The 19,064-nt window shown below is 41.2% G+C and carries 21 protein-coding genes and 3 tRNA genes; 2 read left to right on the top strand and 22 right to left on the bottom strand.

The window, feature by feature from the left end; all coding sequences use genetic code 11:
• Positions 1-88 precede the first annotated feature (88 nt).
• The gene (locus Q4561_RS02075; RefSeq protein ID WP_303457226.1) at positions 89-433 is read left to right on the top strand and encodes a hypothetical protein; all 345 of its coding nucleotides are present in this window, start codon (positions 89-91) and stop codon (positions 431-433) included.
• 1,738 nt (positions 434-2,171) lie between these two features.
• Here the strand turns inward: Q4561_RS02075 and Q4561_RS02070 are convergent.
• The 7 genes from Q4561_RS02070 to Q4561_RS02040 form a co-directional block, all read right to left on the bottom strand.
• The gene (locus Q4561_RS02070) at positions 2,172-3,182 is read right to left on the bottom strand and encodes a Clp protease (protein ID WP_303457223.1); all 1,011 of its coding nucleotides are present in this window, start codon (positions 3,180-3,182) and stop codon (positions 2,172-2,174) included.
• 1 nt (position 3,183) lies between these two features.
• Entirely contained in the window at positions 3,184-3,510 is a 327-nt protein-coding gene (locus Q4561_RS02065) for a hypothetical protein (RefSeq protein WP_303457221.1), read from the bottom strand.
• Positions 3,503-4,228, bottom strand: coding sequence for a head maturation protease, ClpP-related (locus tag Q4561_RS02060; RefSeq protein ID WP_303457219.1), 726 nt, complete (start codon positions 4,226-4,228; stop codon positions 3,503-3,505). Before Q4561_RS02060 ends, Q4561_RS02065 begins: the two co-directional genes overlap by 8 nt.
• The gene (locus tag Q4561_RS02055) at positions 4,221-4,526 is read right to left on the bottom strand and encodes a hypothetical protein (protein WP_303457217.1); all 306 of its coding nucleotides are present in this window, start codon (positions 4,524-4,526) and stop codon (positions 4,221-4,223) included. The genes Q4561_RS02060 and Q4561_RS02055 overlap by 8 nt, the downstream gene beginning before the upstream one ends.
• A 266-nt stretch (positions 4,527-4,792) precedes the next feature.
• Positions 4,793-5,041 carry a hypothetical protein gene (locus Q4561_RS02050; RefSeq protein WP_303457215.1) on the bottom strand — a complete coding sequence of 83 codons (249 nt, stop codon included), beginning with the start codon at positions 5,039-5,041 and terminating at the stop codon, positions 4,793-4,795.
• A complete protein-coding gene (locus tag Q4561_RS02045; protein ID WP_303457213.1) occupies positions 5,034-5,300 on the bottom strand; it encodes a hypothetical protein in 267 nt (88 codons plus the stop codon). Before Q4561_RS02045 ends, Q4561_RS02050 begins: the two co-directional genes overlap by 8 nt.
• A 24-nt stretch (positions 5,301-5,324) precedes the next feature.
• Positions 5,325-5,534, bottom strand: coding sequence for a hypothetical protein (locus Q4561_RS02040; RefSeq protein ID WP_303457211.1), 210 nt, complete (start codon positions 5,532-5,534; stop codon positions 5,325-5,327).
• Between the two features lie 82 nt (positions 5,535-5,616).
• On the opposite strand from Q4561_RS02040, the gene Q4561_RS02035 reads away from it, so the two are divergent.
• Positions 5,617-5,793: a DUF3950 domain-containing protein gene (locus Q4561_RS02035; RefSeq protein WP_303457208.1), complete on the top strand. Its 177-nt coding sequence runs from the start codon at positions 5,617-5,619 to the stop codon at positions 5,791-5,793.
• A 208-nt stretch (positions 5,794-6,001) separates the two neighbouring features.
• On the opposite strand, the gene Q4561_RS02030 is transcribed toward Q4561_RS02035, so the two are convergent.
• The 15 genes from Q4561_RS02030 to ovoA form a co-directional block, all read right to left on the bottom strand.
• Entirely contained in the window at positions 6,002-6,745 is a 744-nt protein-coding gene (locus Q4561_RS02030) for a hypothetical protein (RefSeq protein ID WP_303457206.1), read from the bottom strand.
• A gap of 68 nt (positions 6,746-6,813) precedes the next feature.
• Positions 6,814-7,221: a hypothetical protein gene (locus tag Q4561_RS02025; protein ID WP_303457204.1), complete on the bottom strand. Its 408-nt coding sequence runs from the start codon at positions 7,219-7,221 to the stop codon at positions 6,814-6,816.
• A gap of 82 nt (positions 7,222-7,303) precedes the next feature.
• A complete protein-coding gene (locus Q4561_RS02020) occupies positions 7,304-7,522 on the bottom strand; it encodes an AlpA family transcriptional regulator (RefSeq protein ID WP_303457202.1) in 219 nt (72 codons plus the stop codon).
• Between the two features lie 9 nt (positions 7,523-7,531).
• Complete coding sequence (locus Q4561_RS02015) at positions 7,532-7,810, bottom strand: AlpA family transcriptional regulator (protein WP_303457199.1); 279 nt, start codon at positions 7,808-7,810, stop codon at positions 7,532-7,534.
• 106 nt (positions 7,811-7,916) lie between these two features.
• Complete coding sequence (locus Q4561_RS02010) at positions 7,917-8,543, bottom strand: hypothetical protein (RefSeq protein ID WP_303457197.1); 627 nt, start codon at positions 8,541-8,543, stop codon at positions 7,917-7,919.
• A 14-nt stretch (positions 8,544-8,557) separates the two neighbouring features.
• On the bottom strand, positions 8,558-9,751 hold the full coding sequence (locus tag Q4561_RS02005; protein WP_303457195.1) for an integrase domain-containing protein: 1,194 nt from the start codon (positions 9,749-9,751) through the stop codon (positions 8,558-8,560).
• A gap of 166 nt (positions 9,752-9,917) precedes the next feature.
• Positions 9,918-10,004, bottom strand: a tRNA-Leu gene (locus tag Q4561_RS02000).
• Between the two features lie 63 nt (positions 10,005-10,067).
• Positions 10,068-10,141: transfer RNA gene (locus tag Q4561_RS01995), tRNA-Cys, on the bottom strand.
• A gap of 14 nt (positions 10,142-10,155) precedes the next feature.
• Positions 10,156-10,231, bottom strand: a tRNA-Gly gene (locus Q4561_RS01990).
• A gap of 151 nt (positions 10,232-10,382) precedes the next feature.
• On the bottom strand, positions 10,383-10,961 hold the full coding sequence (pgsA, locus tag Q4561_RS01985; protein ID WP_303457193.1) for a CDP-diacylglycerol--glycerol-3-phosphate 3-phosphatidyltransferase: 579 nt from the start codon (positions 10,959-10,961) through the stop codon (positions 10,383-10,385).
• A gap of 113 nt (positions 10,962-11,074) precedes the next feature.
• On the bottom strand, positions 11,075-12,892 hold the full coding sequence (gene uvrC, locus Q4561_RS01980; protein ID WP_303457191.1) for an excinuclease ABC subunit UvrC: 1,818 nt from the start codon (positions 12,890-12,892) through the stop codon (positions 11,075-11,077).
• Between the two features lie 6 nt (positions 12,893-12,898).
• On the bottom strand, positions 12,899-13,543 hold the full coding sequence (uvrY, locus tag Q4561_RS01975) for a UvrY/SirA/GacA family response regulator transcription factor (RefSeq protein ID WP_303457189.1): 645 nt from the start codon (positions 13,541-13,543) through the stop codon (positions 12,899-12,901).
• A 215-nt stretch (positions 13,544-13,758) separates the two neighbouring features.
• A complete protein-coding gene (locus Q4561_RS01970) occupies positions 13,759-14,484 on the bottom strand; it encodes a pirin family protein (RefSeq protein ID WP_303457187.1) in 726 nt (241 codons plus the stop codon).
• A 315-nt stretch (positions 14,485-14,799) separates the two neighbouring features.
• Positions 14,800-16,194, bottom strand: coding sequence for an aminotransferase class I/II-fold pyridoxal phosphate-dependent enzyme (locus Q4561_RS01965; protein ID WP_303457185.1), 1,395 nt, complete (start codon positions 16,192-16,194; stop codon positions 14,800-14,802).
• 53 nt (positions 16,195-16,247) lie between these two features.
• Complete coding sequence (gene ovoA / locus Q4561_RS01960; protein WP_303457183.1) at positions 16,248-18,347, bottom strand: 5-histidylcysteine sulfoxide synthase; 2,100 nt, start codon at positions 18,345-18,347, stop codon at positions 16,248-16,250.
• Positions 18,348-19,064 lie beyond the last annotated feature (717 nt).

Raw genomic sequence — 19,064 nt, 5'->3', positions numbered from 1 at the left:
CTTTAAAAGTTTACTAGACGAACTTTATAAAGATCTAGATAAGGACTTAAAGCAAAAGCGAGTACCAATAGAAAGGTTTTAAGAGGAATTGCATAACCTAATTGAACATGCTTGCCAAAGCGCTTACAACAAAGGCAAAAGTGATAAAAGAAACATTGATGGTAGGATTATCGATAAGATATTTCAGAATGACAATGCTTTTTTAAAAAGAAAGTCAGACTTAATGACGGCTTATTCAAGGTTGTATCACTTAACCACTAAGTTGTCCGATACAGAGAACCGGCTTTCAAAGTTCGACTTGAAAGAAAGGCTAAGGTTCTTCATGTTTAGAGTCCTTACCGCCATTGGTATCGCTGCAGTTATATTGGGTACCGCTATTATTGCAAAAGAATTGGGAGTCTCACTTCCTCTATCATCTTTGAAATCTGGTTAATTATAAAACCGAAATCCGGTAGTTTATCAATCAAAGCTTTTTATTGGTTTGTCCTGGACTAACCGATGACGCGGCCGAGTCAGTTTAAAGTAGACCGGCTTCAGGTTGTTATTTGTATGTCTTTATCGCTATTAGGTAAAGGCGCTTTGAGCAGAAAACACAACAACCACGAGCCAAAGTAAGTCATATATAGAGACAGTAAGCGGTGGGAATTACCCCTTAGATTGATGGTTCTACACAGTACCTATTGGTTTTTACATCATGCAGCCGAAATTGCGTTTACTTTACTTCCCAATGCGATAGTTAAAAGCCTCAAATATCGACCAGCTGTAGCCTATAGAAATTTCACTTTTCTCAGAAGGAAACAAAAAATCGGATCTTCGAACCCTCGCACAAATTTTTTTACGCGCAGCGAACTACCTGCGCAGGTAATATTTCAAAAGGACCCAAAAAAGCCATTCAGGGCGCTCAAGACAGCAGCACAGGCTACCGGACATTTTATACGCTACTCTATCAGCCTAAAAGATTGAGGTGCTTAGTGTGTGACTGTGGGCTTTATGAGAGGGGGAGTTTTTTGTCATGTTGCGCGCGAAGATGAACTTAGCTATGGCTGTTTCAACTTAAAGTAGTTAACTAATCAGTTAACTTTACCCCACTGATTAGTTAACTTTACGCAACTGATCAGTTTAACCCTAAATGAGTATTTGAATGATTGGTCACTTGATTGGTCGCTACCACTACTCAAGGCCCTTATATCTGCGGTGTTCGGTTGGTCACTTGATTGGTCGATGGCGCTTTATGCTATAACTCAGTGCTGTAAGTGTTTACCAGGGTAAGGTTTAGGGTGTGGTTTTACATCGCTTATAATCCTTTATATCCGTGATGTTTGGTGTGGTTTGGGGTGTGGTTTTGCATCGCTTATAAACCTTTATATCCATGATATTTGGTATGGCCTCTGGCGTTCCAATAATCCCGAAAACAGGACAGGTCGGCGGTGTTTTTCCGAACCCTTGCACTGTGCGTTTTGCTTATTTGTGAACTCCACATTAGAACACCCAACATTCACTCTACGTTGTTGTAATTATTGGTTAATTCGTGATTCTCGGAATTTTCTAAAACATGCTTAGAACATGTAAAATCATCAACAAATAACCAGTTGTGATACTGGGTTAATGCTTCACGTTTTACCCGTCATGAATATTTCGCGTTTTCCCTATTAGAAAACGCCAAAACTACGCCAACTTACTGAATAAATTATTGTTTTAGTCTGCTTGCTGTTTTCCCATGCCAAGCCCCTTGCAAGGTTTTGGACTTTCAAATAGCCAGTGTTGATACTTCACTAATGCTTCTCGCTTTACTGGCATGAACATTCCGCGTGTTCCTTACTCGAAAACGCGCAAATTCACAAGTAATTGAAATTTATAACTTTTTTTGATTATTTATATTTGCTGTGGACGGGATTTTATAGCGTATGGACGGGATTTAAAAGGGAAAAAGGCTCACACAAACTGCTTAGTTAGTCGACATGTATAGATAGACGTTATTGATGGCAGCTCAAGAAGGAGGGGCAAGAACCGTCATCGACTAAATACACCTAAACAAACAGTAGGGTGAGCCCATAAACTTATTAAAAATAAACCCACGCTTACCAACCTTACTCCCAACCGGAGTCAGACAAGTGACTACTAAATCCTTGCTGACATAAAAGAAGTAAAGCCGGTAAGGTGAGCTTATAAACCTAACTGACTCTAACAAGCCCTCTATAGTCGGTGGGCCGTACATCGTAATCTAATCGGTGTTTTATCTGTATCCCGTCCATAGTGAAAGTATTATTTGCCAGAATCTTGGGAACTAATTCCCCTCTCAAAGTAAACAGTGAAATGCTGGCGAAAGGGTTATCACAGGCTAAGAACCAGCCATTAAAGCCTGTTAGCCGACTTTCAACGATAACAACTAATAATTGCTGTTCAGTAACAGCTTTATTATATTCCCCTACCACTTTAGCGGCCGATAGTGCTTTCTCTGGTGGCACTATGACATATTTAGGCTGCACCCTTACATTCTCAACTTTTCTATCAAATGTTTCTATGGTTTGGCCGTACATAAGGGCAAGGGCATTGCCTAAATCAGCGGAAAAATCGTCAGTCGCGGTTACTTCATTCTTATGCTCACTGCCAAAGATAGAAGTGCCGTTAAAAACTTCCGGATTCTCGGTTAAAAAGCCATATACCTTGTCACCAATTTGTCTATCATAGGCCGCAGAAATGCCCGCCAAAAATGTATTTATCGCTGAAATATCGTCACTAAAAATCGTTTGTCGCTCGATATTGATTAAATTGCCATAGGTACCGAGCTTTGCTGATGCGCTCTCACCGTACAATTCTTTCAAAAGGTACTCTTGGTTATGTTCATCGAGGTGATCGGGCTGAGGAATAACTCCAACAGCAGTAACGGCTGTAGCTTTAAAGTCAGTTAGACTGTAATTGTTAACCCAAATTCGCCAGGTTTCACTTGTGGCCGACCATTTGTCGATCAATAAATTGTTTAATGTATCGACAAATATAGTTTTGAAGTCGACTAAGTTTAAATAAGCTTTGAAATTTGCATAATTATTGGTGGGGCTAACTTCAATACCTGAAGCCTTTAGTCCTTCATTTACCAATTTATTGAGAGAGTTATCATTTAAGCCTTTATACTTTTCAGCCAAAAACTTATGAGCTGTCGCTTGTAAAGAAACCACGTTAGTCATTTTATTGCTCCCATATTGCAGATACGGACGCTGATGAGGGGCTGCTCTTCATTTCGTCATTAGAGTCTGAGGTCATTTGTCCGGCTGTAGTAAATGTCAATTTATACGTCTCACCTTCAAATGTTGGAATTTCAAAAAAGTTTCCCGATTGCCCATTAGTGCTGAAAACCGCGATAAATTCTTTTTGACCTTTCAACGATAAAGTAAAGCGCGAAACGTTTTCACGCTCTTCCAGTAGCAAGTGAAGCTTTTTAGACTTAGCCGTGAAAGAAACTTCATCTTTTTCGGCCTTAAACTTTTTTGAATACAATGATTCGATATTAGACATTTTTTATCTCGCTATAATGTTTAGGTGTAGTTTGTTGTGAATTAAATAAGTTGGTGGGCTGGGGAATTTTTCTGTGTTCGCAAATTTTTGCAGCGCTCTGGCGAACGTCAGCAGCAAAAGAGTGTTGGCTTTGTTTGATCTCGGCTTGTTTGGCAACGCACACTCGTTCAAATTTAGCATTAACTGCATCTTGGCTAACTGAATCGGTAAGGCCATCAATAAACCCTTTCTCAAAGCAATCTTCGCCATTCATCCAGGTTTCCTGATCCATCAGTTGAGAAACTTCACTTTCTTCTAACCCTGTCTTTGATATATAGGCCGCTAACATTGAAGCTTTCATCACATCTAGTAGGTCGGCAGTTTTGCGATGTTCGATTGCTTGGCCTGTTGAAACACCCCAAGGGTTGTGAATCATCATCAAACCATTTGAAGGCATCAGTATGGTATCGCCAGCCATGGCAATTACTGAGGCCATTGAAGCGGCCAGAGAGTCAATAAACACCGTCTTTTTCCCAGAATAAGCTTTCAACATGTTGTAGATTGCTATTCCTTCGGTAACAGCCCCCCCCGCCGAGTTAATATGAATCTCAATTGATCCTCGATGGTTGCTCAATTCCTCTTTAATTTGTTTTGCTGTAATACCATCACGGCCTATATCATCATCGATGTGAATTTGGTTGTTGCTGCTAAACGCTTGTATTTCTATTGGGTTAGTCATGGTCGAGTGTTTCTCTTAGGGTGGTGATTGTTTTGCCGGCTGGCACTATTGCGCATTGTCGTGAAAACAATTGCCTAGCTATGTTTGAGTTTTCAAATAGCCCACAGTCTTTCGCTTTGCCCCAGCCATCTATTGCGAAAACGAAATCTGGGCTAAATTCGTCAGTCTTTGCAATTTTGATGAATGCTTGCTTCAACAGTGCAATGTAAGCACTTTTGCGTGGGCCAGTGTGATAGTTAAGTAACCGGCAATAAGCAATAATAAGAACTGAGTACTTTGCCCTGGTTAAGCTTTCCAACTTAAAACCAAGTACAGATCGCGGAATATATCCCCTCAAAACCCAATTATTAAATTGAGTGCTCGATACGTTCGCGTGATGCAAAACTTCAGCTTTAGTAAATTTGGTTTCTGTTAGTTTCATTGGGCTAGTGAATGCAATTCATATATTCACTATTCTAATTTGCGGGGATTTTTAACGTTATAGGCTGTGTTGTGACACTTATAAAAAAACCGACTAATAAGTCGGCTTTTTATTCTATTGAGAAATACATTGCTAAAACCAACTTACAGGCCAGTAGCACCTTCCGTACATTCAACTTTCACTTGTTCTAACAAAGCATGTAAAACACTGTCATGTTGTGGCTCCAATTCGTGAACGTTATCCAATATGTACCCCTGTATTGTATGGGCCAGCTCATGAATAGATTTGAAAGACTGGTTTGTTATAGCTGTAACTTCACTTGCAGAAGTTGCTAGCTGATCAGGTTGATTGTTTATGATAGTTCCCTGGCTTACGTTATCACTATTAGACATGTTTCGGTGCCTCCTCTTGAGTAAAGCGAATATGTAGCCCTGATTCAATTTGTTCCGACAAAAACGCTGCATCAGCTGTTTTTGCTTCATCAATTAGGTCTGTCGCGGTCGCAATCGCAGTAGTAATGATTTCGGCTTTCATATTTTTACCATCGTTCAAGGCCTCTTGGACCAATCGTAAAACTGATACTGCTTTTTCCATCGCTATTGATTTTCTATCATCAAGCTCAATCGCTTTATCTATCATTGAAGTTGTCATGGTGAATTACTCCGTTCCTAAAGGTTAGTTAAAAATGGTTTCTTTTCGTATCGCAAAACATTTAGAAGTGCGATCGCTTTGAGAACACTTAGCGAGAATTGCTCTCGCCCTTTCAACCGTTTCAATATCTGTTTCAACAATCTTGTAAGGGGCCTTATTTTCGATTACTGAAAAAAAGGTATAACTTTCAGGTTTTACTGTTTCGCCGTTCACAGGCGTTGAAGATGTAGCCATAGAGAATTACTCCGTTTGTTCATTTTGAATTACTGATGTATATTGGTACGTACCAAATAAAAGTATCAGGCGGTACGTACCAATGCAAGATAAAAACAAAAAAAGTTTTGAACGCTTAGGTTCAACAAGAAAGCAAATTCGTTTTGAAGATGATCTTCTATCCAAAATTGATGAAGACAGAGCCAAAACTAACCAGGCTTTCTCTGAGTGGGTAAAAGATGCTTGCCAACTAAAGCTTCAGCACAAACCCACCAGCTAGTTGTATGTAGGTTATTTTTAGTTGCGCCGAACTTTTGAAAAAAGTCGGCCAGCTATTACTACGAAACTGTTACAAAGAAACTATTACAAAGAAACTGTTCTATAGGACATTTTGACCAATACCAGAGGATATTTTGACCAGTACCAAAGGATATTTTGACCAGTACCAAAGGACATTTTGACCAGTGGTTAATTGCTCGTCGTTTTGTCTATGCTACAAGGCTCATTAGGTTTTCTTTGCGGACTTCTTGCTTTTCATCCATATAAGAGGTGAAAAAGTCATGTAAGCGGCAGCTATGCGTTCTCACTACTAATGACTCATCCGAACAATCGTAGTCAACAATCCCTTTTACTTTCAGCTTATCCAGCACCCTGATCGCGGTTTTTCGCTGCAAACCGGACCAGCTTGCAAAATGCGACTTGCTAGAAAAGAACAGTTCTTCCTGTCCTCTAGCCACCTCAGCCCAACATAGTCGCCCCAATAGGTAAGAGGATTTGTAGCACTTCAGCTCTGTAATCGAACCAATATGTAAAAGCTGAATGCTTGGCACCTCTTTGTACTCTGGTTCTTCTTGATTAAACTCCCCAAAGTCATTTGCTATATCAGAATTTTGTAAGATTCCTTTATAAATAGACAACAAGGCTTTTGAACTCTTAGTTTGATTATGACTGAACTTGTAAGCTCCATACTTGCCATTATTTAACCTGGTCCTTTTTCTACTTAAATATTTAAGTTCGTCAGTTAACCTATCGAAGTGACGCAGTATCGTCTTAGCATCTACTTTGAACATTTCTGCGTAATCTTCAGCTTTTCTCCATGGCCTCTCACCTTTTGCTAACCAATAAAATAGGTCACCTATAATCGCTGCATCTAAAAGGCTACTAAGCTCAATGACTTGGGTACAGAGGAAAATTTTCTCAGGACAGACAGTATATATTTTATCTCTTGGCACAACATTCTCCCCAGCACGATTACCCTAGAATGGGTAAAAAATTACCCGATAAAGGGTAACCATAACGGCTACGCTGCTTTATAATCTGGTTTGTGCCAGGCTTCGTAACTGACCTTTGTAAGGCCACGATTAGACCTATAAGCATTCAAAAGCTTAAGGGCGTTCACTCTGTCTTTATCACTAGCCAACCAATAACGGCTAAACGGCTTCTGGTTAAAGTAAACCACAGTGTTAAAATCAGGCTGAGAAATAAAATTAATTCCTTTCTCATGCTTAAGAGAGCTTATCGTGGTGTGTAAACACGACTCTCGATAGCTAGTAAATGCCTCTGGTTGCGTGATTCCTCGTGGCCCGTTGTGAAGAATTGAGTTGAGTGCTAATTCAACCTTGTAAGGTCTCTTGTTTTCCGCGATATTAGTCTTGGTTAACGGTTTAAATTCGCTGCCTGTCGGGGCAGCTTTTTTTTGCTTGTTCATAACTGCTTCCTCACAGGGCAAATTTTCGAATGGGGGTGATCGAGCTTTAAAGCTTCAGGTTCTAGCATTGGGAACGTGTCTATCATGCGGCCACCTCAACACGTGCTTCATCTATCCAAGCAATAATGTCTTCGCGCTTGTACCTAATCATTCTGCCTAATTTAACGTGAGCTGGTGCTTTACGGCCTAGCAGATAGCCGGTGCTTCTAGATTTGCGAAGGTTGTCTTCATGGATACCAATCAAGTTTGCAAACTCTTTGCTTTTTAAGATTGGTTTAATCTTTTCATTGTGGTTTGTCATACTTCCCCCTTAAGCCGCAATGGTATCTAGAAGGCGACTTGCAGTTTCTTTACGTTTAAGCATTAACTTCGTAATCAAATCCTTGATTTGCTCATTCGTAAAGCCAACAGCCCGGGCGGCGATCATTGCTTGAACCTCAGACTCGATAAAGCCTGAAGAACGTGAGCCTAAGCTTAGAGGGGGGATAAAGCGCCGCTCTTTTATGTCATGCCAAAGGGTTGAGCGCCCTTTACCCACCATTTTAGCTGCTTCATCAAAACGAATAATTTTGTAGTTTGGGGTAGTCATTTAATCACCTATATATGTCTTGTTATGTCTCATTGGACTTTGGTGATTAAAACTAATTTAGAATTTACTTATAACCCTTGAATAGCGCTATCAACTATTGGAAGCTCTATTCAACCCCTCGAAGAAAGTCATTTATACACTTTCTTGCGTAATCTTTTGCTGTTCCTTCTGGAATTACCCTTCCGAAAATAAGACCTTCTTCCTTACTTTTAGCCTCGAGCATCGCTGCCAGCCGATTTTTAGATATATTAGGGTTTTCATGTAATGTTTCATTCATCCATCTAAATGCAGCTTCACGGCTTTTGAGAAATTTCTTGGCGCCAGCTTTGGCGTAAAGATCTTTCGCCATAGTGTCAGGTTGTATTTTACGCTTAATAAATCGAGTATATTCTTTCAAAGTCTCATGCTTATCGGTTAACCCTTTAGCAACTCCAACTGTCCTACCTAAAAAGAATAGGTTTTCCATTAAGGACCAAACAATTGAGAACTGTTTACGGGAAAGCCCATCGATTGAATCAGCGTAGTAGCTAATTATTTCAAATGCTGGATCAAAATCGGAACCATCAACAATTGAATCAAATTCTTTTTTTGGAAAAGAAATAGTAGAGGCCCTTTCAATAAAAAATGTTTCAATTTCTGTTTCAGAAAGCTCACTCAAACCATCAACATTTAAAATTTGGATACTCTCTTGAAGAAAGTTCATTGCTTTCACGTAATTATCATCTACTGACATATCTACCTCTACTATTAAACGCTTTTAACTATTCGAATTGACCACCACTCCATCATTGACCGGCGGCGTTCTAGATATTGCGCGCGGTTATATGCGGCTCTCACTTCATTTTCGTCTTTGTGGGCAAGTGCAGCCTCGATAACATCATGATCAAAGCCTTCCTCATTCAGTGTGGTACTTGCTAGCGCTCTCATGCCATGTGCAACTAAGCGGCCACGGAAACCCATATCACGCAAAGCCTTGTTTGCTGATTGCTTGTTGGCAGGTTTTTTGGGGTCAATGTGAGAGGGAAATATATATTCACGATGAAAACTTAGAGGTTTAATTAATTCCAAAAGTTCTAAAACCTGAGGGGTAAGCGGTACCAAGTGAGGCCTATCCATTTTCATACGATCAGCAGGAATAGCCCATATACTTTCTTTGAAGTCGATTTCTGACCATTTGGCTTCAGCCGCTTCGCCAGGGCGAACCATCGTATGTAATTGAAATTCAATTAAGCAACGTGTAATTATTTTAGCTTGTGAATATCTTAGAGCTTTCATTAGCTCTGGTAATTCATCGGGAGATATAGTTGGTTGGTGTTTAACTTTCGTTGAAGGTATTAGCTCTTTTATACCAATTAATGGATTGTGGTGAACAATGCCTGCATTCACGGCATATGTCATAACACTATTCATTCGCCTAGCTACCTTGCGGGCAATCTCATGACTGTTCCGACCAATAATGACATTTAGCACCTCTATCGCTTTGGGCGCTGTTAATTGCGCAATTGGAACATTTCCTACAAGCGGAAAGACATCATTATCAAATGAACGCTTTATATTCTTCAACGTTCCTTCTGATACTTTGCTTGCATGTATGGTAAACCACTGCTGTGCTACTTTCTTAAATGTTGATTCTGTAGCTAGAGTGGCTTTGTCTCTTTCCTTATCTTTATGTTCCTTCGGATCAATATCTTTAGCTAGGAGTTTTCTGAAGGCTTCTCGCGCTTCTCTAGCTTCAGACAAAGAAACGTCTGGATAAGAGCCGATACCAATATTACTGCGGCGGGTAGTGAAAGGGCGAGTATAGTTAAAAAGCCATAGCTTGGAGCCATTAGGCTTAATGCGCAAAGCTAAGCCTTTACCATCAGCTAGGTTGTATTCCCTTTCCTGTGGTTTTGCTTGTTTAACTTGAGTTGCGTTGAGTGCGGTTACGTTCCGAGGCATGTTTTTGTAACACCGTTTTTGTAACATTTCGTTGTTGTTACAGTTAGTGTTACTAAAAATCGCAGATTACTCAAGACCAATAGAGACTACCGAAGACGGAAGAATAGCCTAAGTTACTGTAGTTGTTGTCTTATTTAGTCTTATAGAATCTTTTGGAATAGATAAATGGTGCCCGGGGCCGGACTTGAACCGGCACGTCATTACTGACGAGGGATTTTAAATCCCTTGTGTCTACCAATTTCACCACCCGGGCATCGGGGTAACCTTTCGGTTGGGGTGTCAGGCGTAGATACCTGAATATTGCTTTAGCGCATTATGGAGGCGGAACCCGGAGTCGAACCGAGATCCACGGATTTGCAATCCGCTGCATAGCCATTCTGCCATTCCGCCGCAATACTAGACTTTGGAGCGGGAAACGAGATTCGAACTCGCGACCCCGACCTTGGCAAGGTCGTGCTCTACCAACTGAGCTATTCCCGCATTTAAAGTCTTACATTTCGTTTCGTCGTTGCCGTCTCGAAATGTGCGGTGAATTCTACCTGTAACGCTGAAAGTGTCAATACGAAAAACAAGGAAATATGCAATTTTGTGATCGTTTGCTACATTTTTATTCACATTGTTCAATAGACGATCAGATCTTATCTTTTAAACCCGCATTTAGGTGCGGCCACGCTGCACGTGAGTAAACAATCATTGACCAAATTGACAGCACTGCGGCAATATAAAGTAAAATATGTCCCAAGGTTACCCAATAAAGTGGGATGCCCATAAAAGATTCAAGCCCAGACAACAGCCCAATAATGGCTAACATTTGTACGGTTGTTTTTGCTTTACCTATAAATGACACTTTTACGGCTTCACGAACACCATTTTGTCCCATCCACTCTCTTAGCGCAGAAACATAAATTTCGCGTACTAACAATGCAATTGCAGGAATCGTTATCCATAAACTACCGTAGCTGTGGGTAATCATTAATAATGCAGCCCCGACAATGAGCTTATCGGCGACAGGATCTAAAAAAGCACCAAAAGGTGTGGATTGCTCTAATTTTCTAGCTAAGTAACCATCGAACCAATCAGTAATAGCCGCAAGCCAGAAAATAAATGCGCCCGCTTCATGGGCCCAGCGCCAATCAAGAAAATAAACACCAACAAATACAGGAATAAGGATCACTCTGAATAGAGTAATTAAATTTGGAACCGTCCACATAAATACATCTCAAAATTTTTGCCTATTACTAGGCGGGTTTAGCGCAGCTTTATAAGCTTTCAATTTTTAACAGATTACCGCAATTTACGTATTAATGCGCGTATTGGATGAGATTAAAGATGAAGGTGATCGTATATAGTGTCAGCTAACTCTTTACTAATACCCGGTACACTTGCTATTTCATCTTTACTGGCCTTTTTAAGCCCTTGCAGTCCGCCCATGTATTTCAACAGTGTTTGGCGACGTTTAGCCCCTACCCCAGGTATAGTTTCTAAACTTGAGGTGGTTTTAACCTTTTGACGGCGATTTCTGTGGCCGGTAATCGCAAAACGGTGAGACTCATCTCTAATATGCTGAATAAGGTGAAGGGCCGGTGAATGACTCTCCATGGGTACAGTGTCATGGGTGTCGGCTAAAAAGATGGTTTCTAACCCTGGTTTACGAGTAGTGCCTTTTGCTACACCCAATAACATTGGCTTTTTATCGTGAGGCCAATCTGCGAAGAAGGTTTCGGCCTGAGATAACTGGCCCTTACCGCCATCAATAAGTAGTAAGTCAGGTATCTTCTGTACTTCTTTTACTGATTTGTAGCGCCGCTTAAGGGCTTGTGCCATGGCGGCATAGTCATCGCCTGGAGTAATACCTTCAATATTGTAACGGCGGTAATCACTTTTTAATGGCCCTTCACGATTGAACACCACGCAAGATGCTACGGTTTGCTCACCCGAGGTGTGGCTAATATCAAAGCATTCCATACGCTGTAACGGCGTATCTAATTCAAGGGCGTTTTCTAAATCGAGATAACGAGCAAATACCGATTTTTGTTCACCGTATTGGGCTTCTAATGCGGTTTCTGCGTTGGCCTGAGCTAATTCTAGGTAGCGACGTTTTTCTTCACGCGCACCTTTAAAGAAATTAACTCGGTATCCAGCTTCACCACTGAGTAAATCGGCAATAGCCTCTTCATCGGACAACGCACTGGCAAATACCATTTGCTTAGGTATAAGTTTGTTACCTGCTAGGTAGAACTGCAGTAAGAATGACTCGAAAATTTCTTGTTCATCAGCCGTATTCGGTACTTTAGGGAAAAACGCTTTGCTGCCCAAAAGCTGGCTGTCACGGATAAACATCACCTGTATACACGCCATGTTGCCTTTTACTGCAAAACCAAACACATCCATTTCATCTTGAGTACCGGCTACCCATTGGCGCTCTTGTACTTTACGAAGTGTATTGATTTGATCGCGATAACGGGCTGCCGCTTCAAAGTTTAATGCTTCACTGGCCTTTTCCATTTTATCAACTAAGGTACCAATAACTTGTTGATTCTTACCTTTAAGAAATAGCCTGGCGAGGTCTATCTGCTCGTTATATTCTTCGTCACTAACGTAGCCTTCAACACAAGGCGCACTGCACCGTTGCATTTGGTATTGCAAACAGGGGCGACTTCTAGCGCGATAGTAACTGTCTTCACATTGGCGTACTGGAAAAATACGCTGCATAGACCGCAAACTTTCTCGTACCGCTCCTGCACTGGGATAAGGCCCAAAGTACTCGCCCTTTTTCTTTTGCGGACCACGGTGAAATGATAACCGCGGATGCTGGTGATCAGATAAGAATATAAAGGGGTAAGATTTGTCGTCACGCATGACCACGTTGTAACGTGGTTTGTATTTTTTGATGAAGTTGTTTTCTAGCAAAAAGGCTTCTGTTTCGCTATTAACAACGGTGACATCCATATTGGCAATTTGCATGACCAATGAGCGTGTTTTTGCATTATCGACATTCATTCGAAAATAGCTGGAAACACGCTTTTTAAGGTTCTTTGCTTTACCTACATAAATCACTTCTTCCTGGGCGTTATACATTCTGTAAACGCCAGGTTGAGAAGTTAAATTTTTAAGAAACGCTGCGGAATCAAATGCAGACATAGAAGGCTAGAGCAAATTCGAATCGATGAGTTTATGGCGAAGTGCTAAGTGGGTTAATTCCACATCAGTGGTTACGCCTAACTTTTCAAACATACGATACCGGTATGTATTGACTGTTTTTGCGTTAATACTTAATTCACTCGCGATATCAGGTACTCGCTTGCCCTTGGTAAGGCGAAGCGCAATACTTAACTCTCGATCGGATAAGTCGTTAAATGGATTGTCTGAATTAGGGGAAAGCTTATCGATGGCAATGCTGTTCGCAACTTCACTATCGATATACTTTTGCCCAGCAACCACTTTGTGAATGGCCCGAATAACTTCTTCAGGTTCAGCATCTTTAGTTAAAAAACCAAATGCGCCTGCATTCATTACCTGCATAGGAATGGGGCTTTCTTTATGCATAGATAAACATATCACGCGGGTGTTCTCTGACATCCGCACAATGCGTTTGGTAGCTTCTAGCCCGCCAATGCCGGGCATATTTACGTCCATGAGTACCACATCTGGTGCGTTTTTTCGACACAACTGTACGGCATCTTCGCCATTTTTAGCTTCAGCTATGATTGAAAAATCTACGACATCTTCCAGAATTCGGCGGATCCCTCTTCTGACCAAATCATGGTCATCTGCTAGGATTATTTTTATCACATGTATCTCACTGACTACGGTTTGCTTTCAAACAAAAAAGATCCGTAACCGTGGTGAATTCCACCAGTTACTTACCAATCATGCAGTTGTATCATACCACGACTACCCGTTACGTAAACTTATGAGTGTCAATTTGTGGTAAGCAATTGTGTGAAAATAATCCTAAATAAAGCAAACCGTTCAAATAAAATACAATTAGTTCATGTTAATTCATATCAACTGGCTACAGGCAGGTCAAACCATAGTGCGAGCGAATCGTCATTAGCTAAGACGACTATTTCTTGTTTTTCGCCTAACCCTATCGCATCACCTTTGGTTAACCGCAGCATTTTATCTGACTGCACATTGTTAACCGTAACTTCTCCCTCAATAACATGTAGGTAGCCAGCACCAAATGCACGGACAGTACCTACGGATAAGTCGTGGGTTTCCCCTTTGTTAAGGGCAAGTTTACTGATACGTGCCTGCTGGTTTATTTTTAAAGAACCATCTCGTCCGTCTTCACTAACAAGCAGCTCCATCCCCTTTTCTTTACTGACTGACTTCTGTAAGTAGGCAGGTTCAACGCCCATTACGTTGGGTTCTATCCATATTTGAACAAAGTTAACTTCCTCATCTTCAGAGGCATTCATTTCCGAATGTTGAATTCCCTTCCCCGCGCTCATTACTTGAATATCGCCTGCCGGAATAGTGTAATCGTTGCCTGTACTGTCTTTATGTTTTAGCGCACCGCTTACGACAAACGAGATAATTTCCATGTCTCGGTGTCCATGGATTTCAAACCCTCTACCCGGTTGTACTATGTCGTCGTTAAATACTCTAAGTACTGAGAACCCCATATGATTAGCATCATAGTACTGGCCGAATGAAAAACTATGTTTACTATTAAGCCAGCCAAGGTTCACTTGGCCGCGCTCGTTACCTTTACGAATGTATTGCATGTTTAAATCCTTACCTCGAACAGCGTTTTTTCACTACCACAAAAACATGTATTCGATGATTAGCTTTCAATACAGAGTATTGTAGTAACTAAATGGCGAGATAAAATTAGCGAAAGTCGCACCTATCGTTCGCTTTTTGAGAATGAATAAAATTTAGTCGTACTCTCGGTAAAGTTATAGGGGGTGAAGGTGAGATTAGAATGGGGTTAGAATGGGGTTAGAGTGGATTTAGAGTTGGGCTAAGGGGTTAGCAGCACACATCTAATAACCGAAAAATAGAGACGTCTAACTAGCGGCTTTGGCTTTGGTTTAGGCTTAGCCAGTAAATAATCGTAATAACGCCGCTTTTATTGCACTGGGATGGCAAGCTAGGTTTAGGCGTAAGTAGCCAGGTGCGTTAAAACTTGCACCATCTACCCCAATAACACCGCGCTTACACGCGATTTCAAACATATTGTTGGAAAAGCGCTGTTTCAAGTTCACCCATAAAAAATAGCCTGCATCACCCAACGTGAAAGGTGTGGTTGGACTAAGTACATTCATAAGTGCTTCTGTGTACTGCCGATTAAACGCAATGGCCTTTAATACTATTGCCAACCAATCATCGGCGTTTTCATAAGCCGCTATTAACGCTATTTTCGCTACCGGTGAAGCTTCAAGGTGGCAATTATCAATTTCTCTGGCGAAACGATTTCGCAAATTCTCATCCGCAATAATGGCATATGATGCCCCGGGGATCGCAGATAAGTTAAATGCTTTTCCGGCACTGTTTATCCGGATAATAGTGCGTTGTGCAGTTTTATTGCCTATTGCAAAGGGTCTAATAGCTTTAGGTTCAACTACCGTAATACTCGTGTCAGCATTATTAGAACTAGCACTAGCATCTATAAAGCCAAACTCACTGTGTACTTCATCTAGAATAAGGGTGATATTGTGGGTTTCACAAAAATCGGCAATGTCACTTTGAAGTTGTTCGCTAAGCACAGTACCTGTAGGGTTGTTCGGGTGACAGAGCACGAACGCGGTACAATTTGAATTAAGTTGGCTGACAGACATTAGGCTTTGTTCTACATCGGCTTTATTTGTATCACCAATATCAACAATTTCAAGACCCTGCGCCTTTATTCTTTCTCGCAATGGACCATAGGTCGGCGAAAGTACCATTACCTTATCGCCAGCACGGGTACATACTTTTAATGCGGTATCGACTGCCGCCATCACACTTGCCGTACCCACTACTGAATCGGAAGCTATAATGGTATTTTGTTTAGCGTAACGCGCTGACACAACGTCACCAATATTTACTGACTGATATCCATACTGCGAAGAAACAAATGTCGAGATAGCTCGGGCAATGTGTTTTGATGGCGCTGTATCCATATCCGCTATCCACATACTCACTGCGTTTTCTGAAGCATGAGGAAAGCGAGAAGATATGGACGAAAACTTTAAGCGGCTAGTATCGTTGTTTTGTCTTTGAATTTCGTAGGTATTATCGCCGTCAATTTCTCCGTCAATTTCATCGTGCTTTTTACCGGCATTTTCATCGTGATTTTTATTAAAGTGAAGTGGCGTATTCCAAAGCGTTGAAAATTGATGAAGTTGCGCAGAAAACAGGTTGTCGATCTCGGCAACCTGTTCTCTAACAGCGGTATTTGAAGCGAAGCTTTCATCAGTAGCGGCTTCTGAACATCGCTTAGAGGCTTTCAATCATTACCACCCTGTTAAAAACCTTACATTCAAAAGACACTTCATACTGCACTTTAGCGCTTTTTAAACACGTTAAATTCAGACAGCGTATGCTGATATTTACGCTTTGTCTCGCGGATAACAAAAGGAATTTCTGTCGGTTCCCCTACTCGGTCAAAACTGTCTTTAAGAGTTGCTTCCAAAGCTTCGGTAGATGTTAGGGTTTCACCGTTCTCATCTTTGTAACCGCCTAGCCATTCACTTCGCTCTGTGTATTCTTCTAACCACGTAAATGGTGAAGCAATTACCAGCAAGCCGCCAGCATTAAGCCTTGCAGTAACATCGCTTAACACCTTTTTAGGGCTATACACTCTATCAAGTAAGTTACCCATAAAGATTAAATCGTAGCCTGTAAATTGCGGCTTCAAATTACACGCATCACCTTGGGCAAAATGTACTTTATCTGCACTCTCCGCTAAGTCCATATTGCTTAACTTACGCGCTTTAAATGACGTAAGTTCGCCCTCTTCAATAAGGTTATAACGAATTTCACCACGCTCTTGCATGGCGACTGCCGTTTTAATAAATCGAGCAGAAAAATCGATAGCGTCTACGTGATCAAAATAGGTGGCTAATTCAAACGATGAGCGACCTACTGCACAGCCTAAGTCCAACGCTTTAGCGCCCTTACCCTCTGGCATATGACTTAAGCAAAACTGCGCACTTGCTTTAGCGAAGTTTTCAACATTGAAATAAGTGTCGCCGTAATGAAATTCACTGTACTGAGATACCTGTGTATCGCTTTCGTAATCCAAATCATTTACCTGTATGGGTAGCGCAGCTTCTACATAGCGAAAGCCTGCGTGTTGAAAAAAGTGACGGCGAAACGCATAGCGGCTTTGTGCCATTGCCTCGTTCCCCGTAGATATCCAGCTTCCACCTTTGATAAGGTTGTGCTTATTGTCAAAGGTAGGCGTAGTGAAATCGTCGTACAAGGGGTGCACTTTAAACCCATCAAATGGATAAATAGGCGTTTCAGTCCACTGCCATACGTTACCAACCACATCGTAAAAATCACCCGATTGGTTAACATCAACCGGTTCACTACTCGCGTGCTTACTTAACGCAATATTGTAACCATCTGAATACGTATTTTCGGTCACGCCCGCATACTCACGTAAACGTAGCCATTCATCTTCAGTTGGAAGACGAATTAACGAACCCGTTTGCTCGCTTTTGTAATTACAGAAAGCTTTGGCTTCATGGTAATTCACATCCACGGGCCAATTAAGCGGTAACGGAAAAGTCTCTAGCATGCTTCGATACAAATAACCGTTATCAGTCTTTACCCAAAAGGTCGGGTGCGCTGCTTTGGTATACTCGCGCCACTTGTTCCCCTCTTCTTCCCAAAAATCAGGGGTTTCGTAACCGCCTGCTTCTATAAACGCTAAAAATTCACCATTACTGACAACAAACTGGCTGGCTTTGAATTCCGTAACGTTTGCCTGATGGTGACCATATTCATTGTCCCATCCATATAATGCATCATCCCACTGCTTGTTACACGTCACGTCGCCACTTGGCACATTAATCAGTGTATTGCTTGGGGCGTCAGATGATACCGTACACCTTGGCCAGTTTTCACTGTCTGTATTCACAAGGTTGATAGGTAGTTGGCGAATAAGAACCGATGACGTTTCTAAATGAATGCGTTCATGTTCAATACACATCACAAGAGGCCACATCGGGCTTTCCCAATTGATAGGCAAAGAAAAGTCGAGAGTTTCTATTACCGATAACACGAGGTCGCGAACTTGGCGGCGATATTGACTTACTTCATCGACTGTTGGCCACGCATAGTTCTCATCGTTGAGATCATCCCAACTCATTTCGTCTACACCGATGGCAAATAATGACTCAAATCTTGGGTTAATACGCTCAGAAATGGTTTTGGCAAGAATGAGTTTATTGATAAAAAAGGTAGCCGTGTGGCCAAAATAGAAAATAAGCGGATGGCGTAGCTTTTCCGCTCGTTGGAAATAAGCCTCATCACTTGCTAGGCAAGTAAATAGGCTCTCGTAGGTATCAAACGAATCTGTAAAATACGCTTTAATTTCCTCACGCTTTTGCTCAACACTACCCTGACTCAAATTGAGCGTACTCATCGCCTGCATAACTTTCCTCTGTATTTATTCTTTTTCGTCAGCGGGTGAAACAAACTCTCGCTGCATTTCACTTTAGTTTTCACTTTTTAGTATTAGCATTGTAATGAGTATTAATCAGCATACATCAATAACACTATACCTTGATCCCAATTCATCATTATCAGTGAAACTGAATCGCCAATGTATAAGGCCGTGTACATTTATACAATGCCCCTAGTATACAAAAGCTCTTGGTTATTCGTTTTAGCTGAAATATATGACCATCATGCGACTGACTCAAAAGCATCTAATACTATATTTCTGACACTTTCTTAAAACCTGACCAGACGACAATATTAGTCATAGTGAATGTAATAATTTTATAAAAGCTTACTACAAACTATAGACAGAGGAAGATCAGAAAAACTTTCAGGGAGTTGCTTTACTATTAACCAGATAATTTTCATATAGTGTTACCTCACAGCTGCCTGCACCATTGGGGCATTGATAGCTAAGGCTTAAAGCGCCCTACACGCCAAATTTTAAGATATTAAATCATGAAATTTATTTAATTAAACGTGAGTGAGATATACGTGGTTTGAAGCAGCTGGTATTTAAAGCTATGTATTTTCTTTTACCCATAAAAAAAACCGCAACAATGTGCGGTTTTTTAGAACTTGGCGGAGAGGGAGGGATTCATTCGCGCCGTCCATGGCGCTCACCCTACGGGCAGCCTTCGGCTGTGCA

Source organism: Alteromonas sp. 1_MG-2023 (assembly GCF_030547075.1).
Taxonomy (GTDB): Bacteria; Pseudomonadota; Gammaproteobacteria; order Enterobacterales; family Alteromonadaceae; genus Alteromonas.
Note: the sequence above shows the minus strand (reverse complement) of the source record. Positions and strands in the feature narration are given on the sequence as shown.

Bases quoted from the DNA above. Each gene is read 5' to 3' on its own strand.
- Q4561_RS02045 (WP_303457213.1), bottom strand. From the start codon at position 5,300: ATGACAACTTCAATGATAGATAAAGCGATTGAGCTTGATGATAGAAAA.
- Q4561_RS02010 (WP_303457197.1), bottom strand. From the start codon at position 8,543: ATGTCAGTAGATGATAATTACGTGAAAGCAATGAACTTTCTTCAAGAG.
- Q4561_RS02020 (WP_303457202.1), bottom strand. From the start codon at position 7,522: ATGACAAACCACAATGAAAAGATTAAACCAATCTTAAAAAGCAAAGAG.
- Q4561_RS01970 (WP_303457187.1), bottom strand. From the start codon at position 14,484: ATGCAATACATTCGTAAAGGTAACGAGCGCGGCCAAGTGAACCTTGGC.
- Q4561_RS02005 (WP_303457195.1), bottom strand. From the start codon at position 9,751: ATGCCTCGGAACGTAACCGCACTCAACGCAACTCAAGTTAAACAAGCA.
- Q4561_RS02060 (WP_303457219.1), bottom strand. From the start codon at position 4,228: ATGACTAACCCAATAGAAATACAAGCGTTTAGCAGCAACAACCAAATT.
- Q4561_RS02070 (WP_303457223.1), bottom strand. From the start codon at position 3,182: ATGACTAACGTGGTTTCTTTACAAGCGACAGCTCATAAGTTTTTGGCT.
- ovoA (WP_303457183.1), bottom strand. From the start codon at position 18,347: ATGCAGGCGATGAGTACGCTCAATTTGAGTCAGGGTAGTGTTGAGCAA.
- Q4561_RS02025 (WP_303457204.1), bottom strand. From the start codon at position 7,221: ATGAACAAGCAAAAAAAAGCTGCCCCGACAGGCAGCGAATTTAAACCG.
- Q4561_RS02050 (WP_303457215.1), bottom strand. From the start codon at position 5,041: ATGTCTAATAGTGATAACGTAAGCCAGGGAACTATCATAAACAATCAA.
- Q4561_RS02015 (WP_303457199.1), bottom strand. From the start codon at position 7,810: ATGACTACCCCAAACTACAAAATTATTCGTTTTGATGAAGCAGCTAAA.
- Q4561_RS02040 (WP_303457211.1), bottom strand. From the start codon at position 5,534: ATGGCTACATCTTCAACGCCTGTGAACGGCGAAACAGTAAAACCTGAA.
- Q4561_RS02035 (WP_303457208.1), top strand. From the start codon at position 5,617: ATGCAAGATAAAAACAAAAAAAGTTTTGAACGCTTAGGTTCAACAAGA.
- uvrC (WP_303457191.1), bottom strand. From the start codon at position 12,892: ATGTCTGCATTTGATTCCGCAGCGTTTCTTAAAAATTTAACTTCTCAA.
- pgsA (WP_303457193.1), bottom strand. From the start codon at position 10,961: ATGTGGACGGTTCCAAATTTAATTACTCTATTCAGAGTGATCCTTATT.
- Q4561_RS02065 (WP_303457221.1), bottom strand. From the start codon at position 3,510: ATGTCTAATATCGAATCATTGTATTCAAAAAAGTTTAAGGCCGAAAAA.